This is a genomic window from Coprococcus sp. RTP21281st1_F1_RTP21281_210402 (genome assembly GCF_040915325.1).
GTDB lineage: Bacteria > Bacillota > Clostridia > Lachnospirales > Lachnospiraceae > Coprococcus > Coprococcus aceti.
In genome coordinates this window covers 25965-43228 of the sequence record NZ_JBCPDQ010000015.1, presented here as the reverse complement: position 1 = coordinate 43228, position 17264 = coordinate 25965, and the positions used below count along the sequence as shown (strand labels likewise).

The 17264-nt window shown below is 45.7% G+C and carries 17 protein-coding genes and 1 other annotated feature; of the genes, 9 read left to right on the top strand and 8 right to left on the bottom strand.

The window, feature by feature from the left end:
• Positions 1-374: 374 nt before the first annotated feature.
• Genes AB5150_RS15040 through AB5150_RS15030 form a run of 3 tightly spaced genes read right to left on the bottom strand, consistent with a single transcriptional unit; the run spans position 375 to position 3734 of the window.
• Positions 375-1070: a CvpA family protein gene (locus tag AB5150_RS15040; protein WP_055224240.1), complete on the bottom strand. Its 696-nt coding sequence runs from the start codon at positions 1068-1070 to the stop codon at positions 375-377.
• A gap of 18 nt (positions 1071-1088) precedes the next feature.
• Positions 1089-2378: a DUF5711 family protein gene (locus AB5150_RS15035; RefSeq protein WP_015533409.1), complete on the bottom strand. Its 1290-nt coding sequence runs from the start codon at positions 2376-2378 to the stop codon at positions 1089-1091.
• Positions 2379-2435: 57 nt separating this feature from the next.
• Positions 2436-3734, bottom strand: coding sequence for a LysM peptidoglycan-binding domain-containing protein (locus tag AB5150_RS15030; RefSeq protein ID WP_368292141.1), 1299 nt, complete (start codon positions 3732-3734; stop codon positions 2436-2438).
• A gap of 249 nt (positions 3735-3983) precedes the next feature.
• Here AB5150_RS15030 and yyaC point away from each other — a divergent pair, with 249 nt between their 5' ends.
• Positions 3984-4535: a spore protease YyaC gene (gene yyaC / locus AB5150_RS15025; protein WP_368292140.1), complete on the top strand. Its 552-nt coding sequence runs from the start codon at positions 3984-3986 to the stop codon at positions 4533-4535.
• Here the strand turns inward: yyaC and AB5150_RS15020 are convergent, their stop codons facing one another.
• Positions 4536-5648: a hypothetical protein gene (locus AB5150_RS15020; RefSeq protein ID WP_368292139.1), complete on the bottom strand. Its 1113-nt coding sequence runs from the start codon at positions 5646-5648 to the stop codon at positions 4536-4538.
• 295 nt (positions 5649-5943) lie between these two features.
• Here AB5150_RS15020 and AB5150_RS15015 point away from each other — a divergent pair, with 295 nt between their 5' ends.
• Positions 5944-6357 (top strand): CBS domain-containing protein, encoded by a 414-nt coding sequence (locus AB5150_RS15015; RefSeq protein WP_015533413.1) that lies wholly within the window; start codon positions 5944-5946, stop codon positions 6355-6357.
• Positions 6358-6441: 84 nt separating this feature from the next.
• On the opposite strand, the gene AB5150_RS15010 is transcribed toward AB5150_RS15015, so the two are convergent.
• Both AB5150_RS15010 and AB5150_RS15005 read right to left on the bottom strand, forming a co-directional pair.
• Entirely contained in the window at positions 6442-8106 is a 1665-nt protein-coding gene (locus AB5150_RS15010) for a 2-isopropylmalate synthase (RefSeq protein ID WP_368292138.1), read from the bottom strand.
• 49 nt (positions 8107-8155) lie between these two features.
• Positions 8156-8426 (bottom strand) — a binding site (T-box leader).
• A 73-nt stretch (positions 8427-8499) separates the two neighbouring features.
• Positions 8500-8649 (bottom strand): hypothetical protein, encoded by a 150-nt coding sequence (locus AB5150_RS15005; protein WP_015533415.1) that lies wholly within the window; start codon positions 8647-8649, stop codon positions 8500-8502.
• A gap of 175 nt (positions 8650-8824) precedes the next feature.
• Here AB5150_RS15005 and AB5150_RS15000 point away from each other — a divergent pair, with 175 nt between their 5' ends.
• Entirely contained in the window at positions 8825-9499 is a 675-nt protein-coding gene (locus AB5150_RS15000; RefSeq protein ID WP_015533416.1) for a uracil-DNA glycosylase, read from the top strand.
• Positions 9500-9517: 18 nt separating this feature from the next.
• On the top strand, positions 9518-10126 hold the full coding sequence (locus tag AB5150_RS14995) for a histidine phosphatase family protein (RefSeq protein ID WP_368292137.1): 609 nt from the start codon (positions 9518-9520) through the stop codon (positions 10124-10126).
• A 54-nt stretch (positions 10127-10180) separates the two neighbouring features.
• Here the strand turns inward: AB5150_RS14995 and AB5150_RS14990 are convergent, their stop codons facing one another.
• On the bottom strand, positions 10181-10804 hold the full coding sequence (locus tag AB5150_RS14990; RefSeq protein WP_349818806.1) for an HD domain-containing protein: 624 nt from the start codon (positions 10802-10804) through the stop codon (positions 10181-10183).
• Positions 10805-10971: 167 nt separating this feature from the next.
• Here AB5150_RS14990 and AB5150_RS14985 point away from each other — a divergent pair, with 167 nt between their 5' ends.
• The 5 genes from AB5150_RS14985 to AB5150_RS14965 all read left to right on the top strand — a co-directional run bounded on the left by AB5150_RS14985 (position 10972) and on the right by AB5150_RS14965 (position 15360).
• Positions 10972-13116, top strand: a complete 2145-nt coding sequence (locus tag AB5150_RS14985) for a Tex family protein (protein ID WP_238050900.1) — start codon at positions 10972-10974, stop codon at positions 13114-13116.
• A gap of 79 nt (positions 13117-13195) precedes the next feature.
• A complete protein-coding gene (locus AB5150_RS14980; RefSeq protein WP_022216734.1) occupies positions 13196-13465 on the top strand; it encodes a spore coat associated protein CotJA in 270 nt (89 codons plus the stop codon).
• Positions 13466-13467: 2 nt separating this feature from the next.
• Entirely contained in the window at positions 13468-13731 is a 264-nt protein-coding gene (locus AB5150_RS14975; RefSeq protein WP_022216733.1) for a spore coat protein CotJB, read from the top strand.
• Positions 13731-14354, top strand: a complete 624-nt coding sequence (locus AB5150_RS14970) for a manganese catalase family protein (RefSeq protein WP_015533421.1) — start codon at positions 13731-13733, stop codon at positions 14352-14354. The genes AB5150_RS14975 and AB5150_RS14970 overlap by 1 nt, the downstream gene beginning before the upstream one ends.
• 58 nt (positions 14355-14412) lie before the next feature.
• Positions 14413-15360: an EamA family transporter gene (locus AB5150_RS14965; RefSeq protein WP_349818807.1), complete on the top strand. Its 948-nt coding sequence runs from the start codon at positions 14413-14415 to the stop codon at positions 15358-15360.
• Here the strand turns inward: AB5150_RS14965 and AB5150_RS14960 are convergent.
• Positions 15355-17193 carry a hypothetical protein gene (locus tag AB5150_RS14960; protein WP_117875352.1) on the bottom strand — a complete coding sequence of 613 codons (1839 nt, stop codon included), beginning with the start codon at positions 17191-17193 and terminating at the stop codon, positions 15355-15357. The two genes, AB5150_RS14965 and AB5150_RS14960, sit on opposite strands and share 6 nt — an antisense overlap.
• Positions 17194-17264: the final 71 nt, after the last annotated feature.

The window sequence follows — 17264 nt, the reverse complement described above, 5'->3', positions numbered from 1 at the left end:
CCTAACCATCTTTACTGTTATTGGTTTGTTAGATCTTTGATATCATCTCTGATCCGACGTTCTTGAAATTCTTTTTTTGGAATTTCAGGGTTGTCATGTTGTTAATTTTTCAAGGTTCTTTATATTTTCGCCTCTCAGCGACAACTTCTATATGCTATCACATCTGAAGTTCTTTGTCAACAACTTTTTTATCTTTTTTTCAAGACCTTTTCGGTTGCTGATGTCCGACCTCTTCGGCGACAACTTCTAAATATTACCACACCGAAGTGTGTATGTCAACAACTTTTTTCATTTTCTTTGTCATCATATTCCAGTGACAGAAGAATAAAATCGATGTTAACTTGTGCCGGTCACAACCAGCAAGTGAAACTATACTAAATATCTCCCAATATGTCAATAACTATTTTCAAAAAAATGTTTTTATCGTACAGATATGTGAGAGCCTTGCTGTCGTGTACCATTTCCAGCATCTGCGAAGCCACTGAGAATGCTGACAAAAACGTTATGAGAACCATTGCGATCCATATACACAACACAGCCTGTGCAACGCCAAAAGCAAGTCCTCCTGCTTTGTCCAGTCCACCGACCACGGGGATACCCGACAGAACATGCGATAACGCAAGAGCTATCAGCACGAGCAGTAGCACCACAAATATGGTTAACAGATAAGACAGTCCGTTCATGACCATATCTGTGAGATAATCCACAACATATGCCACATAGTCTCCGATCGCCTTTCCATTTATCTTGTCTCCGCCGTTACTGCGTATGTAGTTCTTCACGATCTCCGGCAGTTCTGTATGTTCCAGATAATCTTCTTTCTCATAGACAGATACACTTTCACTGATATCTTCCACTCCTATGCTCTGCTCTACCTTCTGCCTCACGGTGTCTCTGAGTGGTGTATGCTGACAGAGGAACTGGTTTACATACGGATTCAGCACATTTGTCAGGATCACCGCTCCTACTATGCCCACTGCACTTACCGCACTTTTGATGAGACCTCTCCTGTATCCGATAAGGGCGCACAGAAGAATAACCGCCACAGACGCAAGCAACATCAGATTCATATGCGCTTCTCCTTTCTCTTACATGCCCTTGAGGGCAATAGTCTGCGTCTCATTTTCAAATATGACCACATACTCCTCCTCGTTTGAGTCCGGCACAACATTTACAAGATTCTTGGTGAATGAATAATTAAATTTCATACTTCCATTAAACCTAATTATACTGCAGTCCATATCTCCCGTGACTATTATCTCCTCTTCAGTTGCATATATTTTGTCAAATGCATTGTCGTAGTCCACTTCAGCCTTCAGCGCACCCTTGTTGTCATATATATATATTTTGTATTTCGCCTTTGAGGCAGAATCCGAGACAGCAATATAACCCACGCAGGAAGAATTATAGAATACGCCCTGCATCTCCCTGGATCTGAGATCTATAACAGCTCTCTCCTCCGGTTTCTCCGTCATAGTGTATGTTCTTATATCTTTATTACCAAAGCATGCAATATTGTCATTATCTGTAAATTTCACGATAGGATACAATGCATCATCCACTGTATAGCTTCCCATCATACGATCAGCATTCTCATTCTGTCCAACCGAGCTAAAATTGTACATGGCTATCACAGACTGTACCTTTGTGCCCTGTATCTTCATATAACTTGTGACCAGCTTCTGTCCATCGTTCGATATGTCTATATCCATAGGGTATCCACTTTTATCTATCGTGGTCTTGAGCTCATAGATCGTGTTGCTGTCCTTATCGTATCCATTGATATAATTGCAGTCTTCTCCCACAAGTACAAGGGTGTACACTCCCTGCTCTGCAATATCAACATTTGAGATGTCGTAAGCGAGAGTCTGACGGCTGACTTCGCCGTCAACATTAAACACATACACATCTTTACCGTTCATATCCGCAACTATCGCGTAGTTTCCGCACACCTCTGCGTGTGGCATCTTCATCGCATAGCTCACATCCCACTTTGTCACGCCTTTTTCATCTATGTAAGATGCACCGTCCTTGGTCACCTTCAGCACATTTCCCGCAAACACCGTGTAATCTGCTATATTGTCACCTGATGTTTCCGTCGCTGACACCACATCATACTGAGTGTATGTCTTTATCGCATTATATCTCAAAAGTGCAGTGACAAGTCCTAGCACAACCACAATTGCTGCGATAGCGAGGAGCATTTTGCCTTTTTTGCCCATGGTACGTTTTACTTCAATGACATTATCCCTGCCATTTGCAAGGCTTTCCTCGTCCATATCATCTTCTGTCTGATTCTGAACTTCCTGTTTTTCATCGTCTCTGCCCGCAGCAATTTCCTTATCCGCAGTTTTTTTATTTTTTGTTAAAAATTTCATATCCGTATTCCTTCTGTTCTTTATTCACTATAAAAAAACATGGTAATTATAGCATTTTTAATCTGTATAGGGAATAACCAATTTCTGGCCCTCATATATAGGTTCATCTATCTTCAGGCCATTTACCGCCGCTATACTCTCTGCGCCATCCTGCGTTCCGTACATCTTTATCGATATACTCACAAGAGTGTCCCCCGGTTCAACCACATAGATGCTCTCCGTATTCTCCGGCACAGAAGGTATCTCTGATGTTACAGCTTCATCTGAAACACTGTCCGAAGTGTATTCCGAGCCATCCGAAGTTCCCTCCACCGAAGCACTTGTATTCTCCGCTCCTTGCGCCGCTGATATATCCTGCGATCCATTTGCTTTCTGTGCCATCTCTGTATCCTGCACACCTTCCGCATTCTGAGTTGCCTCCGTGTTCTGTGATCCCGGCGTATTTTTTTGTGTATAGGCATCTCCGGATGCAGCTCCTCCCACTGTTTCCTCAGCACCGGCCATGGTGTCTGCACTGTTCATGAACACCTGAACCTCACCGGAGTGTTTTGCCTTTGTCAGCCTGTCCGTTATCTGCCCCACTGTATCCGGGGATATGTACCACAATGCTCCAAATGACACCGCACATACCGCAACAAAGCACGCCGCGGTTGTACCCCAGCTCCTCTTCTTCCGGTTCTCCGTCTGTTTCCCCCTCTCTCTGAAGTTTTCAACGACCGTCTTATCCTTTATTACCACACTGTCTGTCGCAGATTCCGCAGTCTCACGCTTTCTGCTGATTATGTAGTTCTGCATTTTCTCATTTCTCACATAATATATATAGTATCCCTTTTCCCTCATAAAGGTCCCGTGATCGTAATAATAAAATGCCTCCTCACACTCCAGTGCATCCATAAGGAACAGGATCTTTCCCTCACCCGGGAAATTATCGCGGTGCAGCCTTTTCATCTGATCGTTTATCTCTGCAGAGAAACCCATTCTGGACAGGAACCATCCCACGATCGATAGGTCATCGAAGTATTTGTTTATCTCCGCATATATCCCGCTCCACTCGCTGTCACCAAATTTTATCATGGATATGTCAAATTCAAGATTCTGTGCATCCACTGCGCCGCTGACAAATATCACCTTTGTGCCATTTTCATCATATACTTTTCCGAGAAGTATGGCTCCACGGCAGTTCATATTGCCCGGCGATGCAATTCTCCTCAGATATGTCATGACATAGTCTTCTACATATATCTTGTAATTTCCTGGGGCATTTCCCACCTGTCGTATATTCTTGGGCAGCTCATATTTCACCCTGTCGCTTGACCTCATCATCTCATTTGCTTCATCATATACTATCTCTATCATTCACCCGACCTCCTATACTCTTAAGCATCAGCCCTTACAGCTCCGCCAACGATGCATGAATAATACCATGTTGACAAGACGCTTTTTTAGGAAATCATGTCATTTGATGTGTGTAACTGCGCCCTATATTCCAGCCTATTACGACCTATATCTACAGGATCACGTAAATGAGCGCTTTATGAATCTATTGTGTAAACTTTGATAATCTTGGAAATACTCTATACTATAAAACACAGGCAGGGTATTGATATGATAAAAAAGAAGCAGCGACAAACAGAATATTTTAATCCAAATGACATTCTTGCCTGCCGTGCGCTTTCAACCAGAATATCGGATTTTCTGGCAGACAGCGGGCAGCCTTCTGACAGCACCGTGGTTTTATGCATAGGAACCGACCGCGCTACCGGTGATGCTCTCGGCCCTCTGACAGGCAGCTTTCTGACAGAGCACAACTGTCCTTTCAAAGTGTACGGAACGTTAAAAGCTCCGGTCCACGCCCTCAATCTGCGCGATACCATACACCATATATACGACCATTTTGTCTCCCCCGCCATCATCGCCGTCGACGCATCCCTTGGACGTCCTTCAGATGTAGGTATGATCACGCTCTCTAACGCCCCCCTGTACCCCGGAATCGGTGTAAATAAAAAACTCCCGGCGATAGGAGATATCTCCATCACCGGGATTGTAAATCTGTCTGGGAAGCCAGGTATGAGTCTTCTTCAGAGCACCAGGCTGTATACCGTCAGCAGTATGGCATGCTTCATCTCTGACGCCATACTGTCATCATCGACACACTGACTAGCTCTCTCCCTTATAAACCTCTATGGCGCCTGACACTGTGCTTGCCGTGCCCTCCTCCATGATCGATATAAGATCAGAGAGTTTCTCTTCTGTGAGCAGATCTTTGCCAAGGAATGTGACATAGCTGTCAGTCAGATGACTCTGCATATCAGCAAGCTGTGACTCCATGGCATTGATCTTTTCCTCGAGCTGCTTCAGATCCGCCTTAAGTGCGTCGATCTTCGGCTGCCGTCTTCCTGTTATATCATCAGTTATAACCTGTTTTGTATCATTCTCAAATACTTTTATCGCCTCAAGCTTGCGATTGCTTATATCCTCGCGCTCCGCCTCAAGCTCGCTGAGCTTTTCATCATATTTGCCAAGATTATATACACTCTCATCCTTGTCTCTTGTTATCGAGTTTCTGATGATCCTTATCTGCTTGTTGTTGGCGCGAACCTTGTTTCTTATCCGCCTGCCCTCATTGACGATCTCAAGATTCTTTACCTTGGCAAGATTGAACACTATGAAATATATGATAAATTCTGCTATGACGATCGCCTGACTGATCACCATATACGTCAAAGTGTGAACTCCGGTCTGGTATATGGTGTATGAAAGCGCCACGCATACAATCGCCGGTATACATCCGCAGAACAGGAGTATAAGCAGTATAAGCTTAAACACGTCGCCTGCTCCGCACGGAGCGAACATACAGTAGAAGAAGCCCGTATTGCAGAAGCCCGATACATTGTTCTGCTTAAACAGCTCCTTTGCCTTGAGTCTGAACTGTCTGTTGCTCTCGTTGAGAGAGGCCGTCTCGCTCTCTATTCGGTTGCCCATACGCTCCGTCTTCTTCTTATCTTTTTTTGACTGAAGCTGCCTTATCTTGGCTCCGTTCGCCGAAAGTTGCTGGTCGTATCCATCCTCTATCTCATTCTTTCTGTTTTTCAAGGTTGAACTGATCTCATCAGAAAGGCCCTTTTCCTCCTGTGAGATACTCCTGCTGGTCTTTCTCTGTGCCGTTCTCGCCTGTTCAAGGTTGTCCTGCACATCATCGATAGCCACCACCAGCTCCCTTGCCTTTATAAGATATTCCTGATTCTCCTGGAAAACATTCTCCGATCCCATACAGTCCTCCTTATGTCTCTTATAATAGTGCATATCAAGTTTATAATATCAAATCGCCTACTAATTAACAACATAATTTTGCAATTTCTGACATATCTGACACATTTCGGATTATATTCTGAAAATACTTTCTTATCATGCACCCGGTCACTATTATTTCACAGTAATTTAATTGAACTCATACTGATTATATTTTATAATTATTACATATGGGCGATAAGCAATATTTATGGTATTTATCATTTACAGAATGGGGCTGTAAAATTACAAATTATATATGACAAGGAGAAGCGGCATGAACATTTTATTTTTTCTTACACCTAAGAGCGATGTAGCATATATTGAGGACAGTTTTTCACTCAGACAGATACTTGAGAAGATGGAGATACACAGATATTCTGCAATACCGATACTATCCAACACCGGTGAATATGTCGGCACCATAACTGAGGGCGACATTCTCTGGTACTGCAAGCGCAATTCGATGAACGCGCTCAAAACCGCAGAGAGCATCTTCCTCAATGATATTCCAAAGAAATTCGAGTACGCCTCCGTATCCATCAGTTCCAACATGGAGGATCTCATAGCCAGAGCCATGGTCCAGAATTTTGTTCCGGTGGTTGACGATCAGAACAAGTTCATCGGCATAGTTACACGAAAGGATATCATCGGTTACTGCTATAAGAAACTTAAGACCAGCGAATCATAAAAAACACCCGGATATGTAAGCATTTCGCCTGCACATCCGGGTATTTTAATGTAATTCAATATATCTTAATCCCTAATTTAATATCTAATTGAGATCTCCCGTTCTGTTGACGGCGCTCACGAGTGCATGTACAGATGCGTCTATGATATCGTTCTTTATTCCTGCGCCCCATGTAACCTTACCATCGACAGTCTCGACTCCGACATAGGCAACTGCCTGTGAGTTTGAGCCACTCTGGAGTGAATGCTCCTCGTAGCATACGACCTTGAACTGTATGTCAAAGTGCTTCTTTATAGCGTTGCTCACGGCATCCAGACGTCCATTTCCCTTGCCGTGGTAAACCTTCTTCACACCGTTCTTCAGAATAGTTATTTCTGTGGATATTCCATCTCCCTGTACGAAGTGATTCTCAAGCATCTTGATAGGGCCATCTATATTGACATATGTATTCTGGAATATATCCAATACTTCCTTTGGACTGAGCTCCTTGTGCTCCTTGTCTGACACATCCTTTACTGTGTAGCCCAGATCCTCTCTGAACTTTGCAGGAAGGTCAAAGCCGTACTTTGTCTGGAGGATGAATCCAATTCCACCCTTTCCTGACTGGCTGTTTATTCTAATAACATCGCCATCATACTTTCTTCCGATATCCTCAGGGTTAAGCGGCAGATATGGACAGGTCCACATTCCGTCACCTTGCTCTTTTCTGAACTTCATTCCCTTGGCAATGGCATCCTGATGTGAGCCTGAGAATGCGGCAAATACAAGCTTTCCTGTATATGGTGAACGCTCGTAAACCTTCATTCCTGTAACTCTCTCATACATCTCTGTGAGCGATGGTATATCGCTGAGATCTATCTCAGGGTCAACTCCATGGGTGAACATGTTCATGCAGAGTGTGATCACGTCCACATTTCCTGTTCTCTCACCATTTCCAAATAATGTTCCCTCTATTCTGTCTGCGCCGGCAAGGATACCAAGCTCTGCATCTGCCACTCCACAGCCTCTGTCATTGTGAGGATGAAGTGACAGGATAATATTCTCCCTGTCGTGGAGGTTCTTGCTCATATACTCTATCTGGCTTGCGTAAACATGTGGAAGTGACATCTCGACTGTTGCAGGGAGGTTGATTATAACCTTTCTGTCCGGTGTCGGCTTCCATACATCGATAACTGCGTTGCAGACCTCAAGTGCATAGTCAACCTCTGTTCCGGTGAAGCTCTCCGGTGAATACTCAAAACGATATGGAACGCCGTACTCATCAGCCATCTTGTTGAGCAGCTCTGCTCCATCCACTGCTATCTTAAGTATCTCTTCCTTTGACTTTCTGAACACCTGCTGTCTCTGGGCAAATGATGTTGAATTGTACAGATGTACGATCACGTTCTTTGCACCCTCTATAGCCTTAAATGTCTTCTCTATGATATGTGGTCTTGCCTGTGTAAGTACCTGTATCGTGACATCATCAGGTATGAGATCCTGCTCTATAAGTGTTCGGCAGAACTCGTACTCAGTCTCGGACGCTGCAGGGAATCCGATCTCTATCTCCTTGAAACCGATCCTGACAAGCTCCTTGAAAAATTCCAGCTTCTCATCAAGGCTCATAGGTACGATCAGGGCCTGATTACCGTCTCTCAGATCCACGCTGCACCAGATAGGTGCTTTGTCAATATACTCCTTGTTTACCCAGTCTGTGCACTGTACCGGCGGCATGTAATAGCCACGCTTGTAATTCTGATAATTCTTCATTGATATAACCTCCTACTTAAGCAAAAAAAAACTCACATCTCCTAATCACTATAGAGACGTAAGTTACGCGGTACCACTCTATTTCATACAATAATGTATGCTCTCATCGCAGATACAGATGAACGATATACTTACCGCCGTCTTATACCCTCCTGCTGTAACGGTCAGGCTCCGTCCCTTCCTACTTCACACGATCATCTGACGTGCCATTCAGCGGGCTGCTCCAAGGCGAGTTCAAACCCTATCGATCACCGCCTCACACCAACCGGCGGTTCTCTGAACATCTCCAGAATTCTACTGCTCCTCTTCATCGCATTATCTAGGCTGACTCTAACACATACAAGTGTCAGATGTCAACCCCTTTTCGCTATAATCCTATATATATTAACAGTTCTACCAGACAATAAATCTCTTGTTCTTGAGAGATCTTCCGCCTGCTGTAAGCATCAGTATACCCACTACAAGACCAGTAACTATCGTTATAACCCCAAGTGCTATGTTGAGTGCTCCAACCTGCTTCATAGTCTTATATGCTTTCTCCATACTCATATGCTCCTTTCTATAAGCCTTTATCAATTCTCAGATATGGTAAGTATATCATGTGATATTGCTTCTTACAACTTAAAACTTGAATTAGTTTATTTTACTTTGCCCCCCGCCCGTGATAAAATAACTGTGTTTCGGATCATTATATTTGTATACAAAAAGGAGTATCAATATGCCAGCAATAACAAATGACTGGGCTGAATATCTTAAGCCTGAATATAAGAAACCTTACTATAAAAAGCTGTTTGATTTTGTGGGACAGGCATACGCAACGGAAACTGTCTACCCACCAGCCGATGATATATTCAACGCATTTCACACAACGCCGTTATCCCATGTAAAATGTGTGATAATCGGTCAGGATCCATATCATGAGCCAGGGCAGGCACACGGTCTGAGTTTCAGTGTGAAACCAGGTGTCACCATACCACCATCGCTCGTCAACATATATCAGGAGCTTCACGATGATCTGGGATGTAAGATCCCCAATAACGGATATCTTGAGAAGTGGGCCGACCAGGGAGTCCTCATGCTCAATGCCGTGCTGACCGTTCAGGCTCACAGAGCCGGTTCCCATCAGGGAAAGGGCTGGGAACATTTTACCGATGCAGCGATCAGGATCCTGAACGAGCAGGACAGACCTATCGTGTTCATCCTGTGGGGTGCATACGCCCAGAAGAAGGCCGCATTTCTGAACAACCCACACCACCTGATTCTGAAGTCCGCACACCCAAGTCCACTGTCTGTATACAGGGGCTTCTGGGGAAGCAAGCCGTTCAGCAAGACCAACGATTTCCTGGTTGCAAACGGAGTCGAGCCTATCGACTGGCAGATCGAGGACATTTGATTTTGGAGGACTGTACACATGGAGATTTATATTGTAAGACACGGTGAGACCGTATGGAATAAAAAGAAGCTGCTTCAGGGCCGGACTGACATTGAGCTCAGCGACAAAGGACGAGAGCTCGCCAGGATCACAGGAGAAAATCTGAGAGACACACACTTTGATATGGTGTTTTCCAGTCCGCTTAAGAGGGCTTACGAAACAGCCAGCCTCATTGTCGGCGGCAGGGACATTCCAATTGTGAAGAATGACCTCATAAAGGAAATGTGCTTTGGTGACTGGGAAGGGCAGAATATGTCAGAACTTCTGGCAGACGGAGATCAGGATTTTCAGTATTTCTTCAAGCATCCTGAGCTCTATCACCCGGTTGGAAACGGTGAATCATTTGAGGAACTCTGCCAGCGGGCGGCCAGATTCATGACTGAGTATGTGGAGCCACTCTCCTCAAAATATTCAAGGATCATGATCGTTGCCCACGGTGCGATAAACAAAGCAATGATGATGCATGTAAAAAAGCATCCGCTCGAGGAGTTCTGGTCAGGCGGGCTGCAGCAGAACTGCAACGTGATAATGCTTGACTACTCAGACAACGTATATACGATCATCGACGAGACAAAAATTTTCTATTAGACAGTATAATAAAAACAAAGAGCACTGTCCCGGCTTCATCCATGATACAACCTATCATGAATGTTTCAGGTTCAGTGCTCTCTGCACTTCCAGTATCTGCTCTTCTATCTTATCTGCGAGCATATATATCTGTTCATTATATCTTCCGTCTATTCTCCGCATAGCCTCGGGAAGGGGATTGAGAATGTCTGTATACGACTGCTTTATCTTCTTCTGTATCCACCTCACATCAAGCATGTAAACTATCGTTCTGAGATTGTGAAGCCTGTCCGCAAGCTTCACGATCACCGTCTGGTACGAACCCTGGGAAAATAACCTCCTGGCATATACGGAAAACGGTTCCCCCTGTATCCTGGTCAGAAGTCTCACCTGTTCGCGTATGTCCGCGCCAAATGCACTCTCTATATCGTCAAGTGTACATTCTGTATCTTCAACCGTGTCGTGAAGGAGTGCAGTTATGAGGATATCCTCGTCGGTTATCCCGCACTCTTCTCTCAGGATATTGTATACGCCAAGTATATGCTCATCATAATAAGGCTTCATACCGCCATTTCCCCGGCGCATCTGCCCTTCATGAAATGCTTTTGCCATATCCATAGCCTGCTGTATGCGTTCTGAAACCTGTACATCCGGTCCAACCATATCATCAACGCCTTTTCCCAGTGTCATGTCAGCCATCTTCTTATCCCTTTCAGTACATCCCAAACTACACAAAGTATAACATAGCAGCCTTGAATAATCTATCCATTTTTTATATACTTAACAAATGTGCTTCTATTAAATTTTACATTTACAATGAAATATTTTTTACTTTGCACATCACACTTTACAAAAGGAGTATATACATGGACATAATCAAGAAAATTGCTCAGGAGATAGGCTGTCGTGACAGCCAGGTTGAAGCAGCGGTAAAACTCATCGACGAGGGCAACACAATTCCATTCATTGCCAGATATAGAAAGGAAGCCACCGGCTCCCTCAACGACGAACAGCTTCGTCTTCTTCACGAAAGACTTGTATACCTTAGAAATCTCGAGGACAAAAAGGCTCAGGTCATCGCAAGTATAGAGGAGCAGGGAAAACTTACAGATCAGCTCAGGACGGACATTGAGAAGGCCGAGACCATGGTTCTGGTCGACGATCTCTACAGACCATACAGGCCTAAGCGAAAGACAAGGGCAACCATCGCCAAGGACAAAGGGCTGGAGGGGCTTGCAAACATCATCATGCTGCAGATGACCAGAACTCCGATAGTCAAGGAAGCTGAAGCTTATGTGTCTGAGGAGAAGGGCGTTGCAGACACCAGCGAAGCCATCGCAGGCGCAATGGACATAATCGCTGAAAATATATCTGACACCGCCGATTACAGGACTCACATAAGAGACCTCACCACCAGACACGGTGTGCTGAGAACAACAGCAAAGGACCCGGAGGCTGAATCCGTATACGAGATGTACTACGACTTCTCCACCCCTGTATCCAAGATGACCGGATACAGAACCCTCGCCGTTAACCGCGGTGAAAAGGAAAAGTTCATCACAGTAAAGATCGAGGCACCGGTCAACGACATAATATCATATCTGAAAAAACAGATCATCGTCAGAGACAATCCTGAGACCGAACAGATACTTTCAGACGCGATCGCAGACAGCTACGACAGGCTCATAGCCCCTGCCATCGAGAGGGAGATCAGAAACGCCCTCACAGAGACCGCTGAGGACGGTGCCATCAAGGTATTTGCATCGAATCTGCAGCAGCTCCTCATGCAGCCTCCTATCGCAGGACAGACCGTGCTCGGCTGGGATCCGGCGTTCAGAACCGGCTGTAAGCTCGCAGTTGTGGATCCGACCGGAAAGGTTCTCGACACCGTTGTCATATTCCCAACGGCACCTCAGAAGAAGGTTGCAGAGGCTAAAAATACTGTGAATGCTCTTATAAAGAAGTACGGCATAACTCTCATATCCGTGGGAAATGGTACGGCATCCAGAGAGTCAGAGATGGTGATCGCCGAGCTCATCAGTGAACTTGACACACCTGTACAGTACGTGATAACCAACGAGGCAGGAGCTTCTGTCTACTCCGCCAGCAAGCTTGCAACCGAGGAATTCCCTCATTTTGATGTTGGTCAGAGAAGTGCGGCTTCCATCGCCAGGAGAGTACAGGATCCTCTGGCAGAGCTGGTCAAGATCGATCCAAAGGCTATCGGAGTCGGTCAGTATCAGCACGATATGAACCAGAAGAAGCTGACAGAAGCCCTGGACGCAGTTGTTGAGGATTCTGTAAATAAAGTCGGCGTCGACCTCAATACCGCTTCTGCCCCACTTATGGAGCACATTTCCGGAATAAACAAGACGCTGGCCAAGAATATCGTGGATTACAGAGAGGCAAATGGACGCTTCAAAACCAGAAAGGAACTCCTCAAGGTTGCCAAGCTCGGACCTAAGGCATTTGAACAGTGCGCAGGTTTCATGAGGATAAGCGGCGGCTCAAATCCTCTGGATGCCACATCTGTACATCCTGAGAGTTACGATATAGCCACTGCCCTGCTGAGCCACATCGGCTACACAACCGATGACATTGCATCCGGCAGGCTCAAGGATCTTTCAAAAGCCGCCGGCAACATCAAAAAGCTAGCTGAGGAGCTGGGAACAGGAACGATAACTCTCAACGACATCATAAAGGAGCTTGAAAAGCCTGCCCGTGATCCCCGTGACGAGATGCCAAAGCCGATCCTCAGAGGAGATGTCCTTGAGATGAAGGATCTGACAGAGGGAATGATACTCAAGGGAACCGTCAGAAACGTGATCGACTTCGGTGCATTTGTGGATATAGGTGTTCATCAGGACGGACTTGTCCACATCTCAGAGATGTCCGACAAATTCATAAAGCACCCTCTTGACGTGGTGAGCGTCGGCGACATTGTCCAGGTAAAGGTCATCGGCATAGACCTCGCCAAGAAACGCATACAGCTCTCCATGAAGGGTATTTAACACACGACAAAATACAGTAACATATTTAAGCCTCCAGCATAGTTTATACAGAGAAAACTTATGTATGGAGGCTTTTATAGTGGAACAAAACAGAAACTGCTGCCGTAACGGCCAGAATCGATGCTACTATAACCAGGGAACCTCTGTTAAATACACCGCCTCATCCGGCTCCAAGCCACGCTCCTGTGACTCCGGCACTGCCACTTCAGTGAGAACCGACAGGCCGCTCGGAATGGCTTATATCCCTGAACAGCTCTTTGAAAATCTGTACGATGCAAAATGCGGACTGATGGAGGGCACCATGTTCAAGGATCTCAATCTGATATTCTGCGGGGTAAGGGGGAAATAGCCATGAATAAAATGAACAAAAAACAGCTTCTGCGCTTTATCACAGAGGTCTCTTTTGCACTTGACGATATTGCGCTCTATCTCGACCTTCATCCCGACTGCACCAAGGCACTTTCGAGCTATGACAACTATCAGAGCATGCGCACCCAGGCTATAAATGATTACGTGAACATGTATGGGCCGCTGAACAAATATCAGGTCACTGACAACAACTATTTCAACTGGGTCAATGACCCTTGGCCATGGGAAGGAGAGTGTAACTGCTAATGTGGGTTTATGAGAAAAGATTACAATTTCCTATAAATATAAAGGAAACCAACGCAAAGCTGGCTCAGGACATAATCAGTCAATACGGCGGTCCGGACGGTGAAATGAGTGCCTCGATGAGATACCTGTCGCAGAGATATTCCATGCCTGACAAGAAGGTCAAGGCGGCTCTGACCGACATCGGAACCGAGGAACTTGCCCATCTCGAGATGGTTGCGACCATCATTTACCAGCTCACAAGGGATCTGAGCATCGAGGAGATCAAGGCATCGGGCTTTGACAAATATTATATCGACCACACCATCGGCATCTGGCCCCAGGCGGCAGGAGGAATTCCATTTAACGCCTGCGAATTCCAGTGCAAGGGCGACGCGATAACAGATCTTTTTGAGGATATGGCCGCTGAGCAGAAAGCCAGGTCGACCTACGACAACATTCTCAGACTGTGCAAGGATCACCCGGACGTATATGAGCCTATCAAATTCCTGCGCGAGAGGGAGGTCGTGCACTTCCAGAGATTTGGCGAATGCCTTGAGGCTGTAAAAGATACCCTCGATCACAAGAATTTCTATGCATTCAACCCTTCATTTGACACCAAGGCACCTTGTTTAAAGAATAATTGAAAATTAGAAATATCGGTGGTAAAATGATGTCACTTTTAACAAGAGAAGAGGCGGTGTTATGTCAGAAAAACAGATCAACCACTCACAGAGATTCGGAATCATACTGGTTCTGTCATGCGGAATCATGTGGGGCATAAGCGGAGTCCTTGGACAATACGTGTTCCAGTCGTCAGATGTAAATGCCACACAGCTTTCCATAATCAGACAGTTTATATCCGGTGTCGTACTGCTTGTCATCGCCGCCGTAAAGGGAGATAAAAGGGCTTTGACCATATGGTCAAAGCCTAAAAGTGTCATATCTATGCTGTTCTTTGCACTCTCAGGTGTCATGGGCGTGCAGTTCACATACTTCGCTTCCATCGAACATTCCAACGCCGCAACCGGCACAGTGATCCAGTTCACATACATAATCATGCTGCTGTTGTACACAACAATATTCATGCACAAGAGACCTCATATATATGAAGCCGCCTCAGTCGTATGTGCATTTGCAGGTATCTTTCTGATCGCCACACACGGCAGCCTGAATTCCCTTGCCATATCCAGGCCGGCGCTCATATGGGGACTCACCTCAGCGGTATGTTTCACTATATACTGCCTTTATCCTCAGAAGCTCTACAATGAATATGGTCTGGTAAATATCATAGGCTGGTCATCACTCATAGCCTCCATTTTCCTTGCGCTGGTCACGAAAACATTCTCACTGCCTCACATGGATGGAAGGATAATTGCAGCCTCACTTGCGGTAGCCATTGTGGGCTCCCTCATCCCATTTACAATATACAGTCTCGGCATCAGCATCCTCGGAAGCGTGAAGGCGAGTCTTTTTGTCACAGTCGAGCCCGTGTCAAGTGCCCTGCTGACGTGGATCTTTCTGGGAACCCAGTTCACCCGTATGGATCTGATCGGTTTTCTCCTGATTCTTGGATCCATACAGGTTGTTGCCATAATGACATTTCACAATGAAAAACACATAGTAAAAGCTGAACAGACCCATCTGTCATGATGAAAGTCCATCCAGTTCATCTATCGCACATCTCATAACCCGGATCTCCTGAAGCTTTTCATCAAGAAGCTTCTCCCGGTGTGTGAGTTTTTCGTATATATCTCTTCTTCGTCCGTCAAGGCTTTGCAGCCCGGTTCTGCGGCTGTGTATCTCATCCCGCTGTGCACAGAGCTTATCAAGTTCCGCCCTGCTTTCCTCAAGCTCCGCTGTCAATCTCTTTCTTCCACTCTTCTTCCTGAGTCCCCAGTATTTTGACAACGCATATCCAATATAGTATGCAAGTCCCGCAGCTCCGACAGCAAAGAGCATCGCATACACAAGTCGTCCGTCCGGGAGAATATTATCACCCCGTGCGACCAATGCATACATTATAACTATCGACAATATTCCAAGTACCATGAGCGGTACAAGTGCTGTTCTTACTCCAGTCCTTATCCAGCTTCGTCTGTACTCCTTAGGAAGCTCCTCCAGATGACGTCTGAGCGTCGTGATCTCAAGTTCGCTTTTCCGCTCCTGTGCCCATACCGAGTTAAGCTCACCCAGAACATCAGAGCTGACCTCGTAGTCATTTTGCAGGCTCATATATTCCCTGACCGCAGCGTCCGCCTCGTATGTCTGACATTTCATCCTGAGTATCTGTCTGACCTGTCTCAGTGTATCGTGATAAAGCTCCCTGCCCATTTTTCTGCCCGATCTTGCATACAGCCCCGACACCTCTATCATCATGTCGACCGCAAGTTTTATTCCGTCTCTGCTTTCAAGATCGGCAACATTCAGTTTATCGAGCAATCGGCCAAATTCTGTATTTTTGTTGGCTCTGGCGTATTCACTGTAGTCGGATCGTTCAAATCTCTCACCTTCCACCGCCAGGATTCTGTAATCCTTCAGCATGGATGATATATCGAAGTTCTTCTCACAGCCCGCCATACGGTTCAGGCATATGGAATATATATTGTCACGTCCCTCAAGCTCCAGGATACCCAGAATGGCCTCCGTCAGAGCACCGTCCCTTGTATCGTTATCCACCGGATAATCAATTCTTTTATATTCTCTGACCGCAGCAGGCACAAACTTAGTCGAAACCACTCCGTCAGACATTTCCCCATAGATATATCCATGTGCGCCTGTTGACTCTCTCGACACAGCCTCCGGACTTCCAGAATAATAAGCCTTGCCCGGAATCTTCATCTGATACTTCTGGCGGCCGCCAAACGCAATGTAATTAAATCCACTGGCACGCAGCCTGTTCCAGTCAACCGGCATCCGTCTCCGGTCACCCCCACATGCGATCAGCACATTACATACCGCTTCATCCTGCGGTTCTGCATCATCCACCACCCTGGCATCCATCTTCCTGTCAAAATAGCTCACGCCGTATATATCAACGTCCTTGTCCGGAAAATGAATATGATCCAGTGCCATGGTCGCCTGCTCATCCCTGACCGCTGTGTACCCCATATCTCCAGTCTGTTTGTCTCCAATCTGTCTTATTCCAGGGCTTCCGATCACACACACACGGGATTTGAAACCATAGTCAAGAAGCGGCGCATCACTTCCCAGATTATCCTGAAATCCAGCAGCATATATGACCACTGTATGCTTTAAGCTTCCAAATATCTCATCAAGCCATACAAGCTCTTCCTCAGATGGCTGATGGTCAAACAGATTGCCTGCAACCAGAAGAAAATCCACGTCAAGCTCCCCGGCACGTGCCACCACAGCCTCAAATGTCATGTATATTTCGTTTTTCCTCTCGCCGCTCCATACACACTCCCTGTCAGGCAGCGCGCCGAGCAGCACATCGGATATATGTATAAACGTTATCTTTTTCATCAATCTGTATATTCCAATCCCAAGCATGAAAATGCATTATAATCCGTATTTGTTATGTGTGAGCATGACGC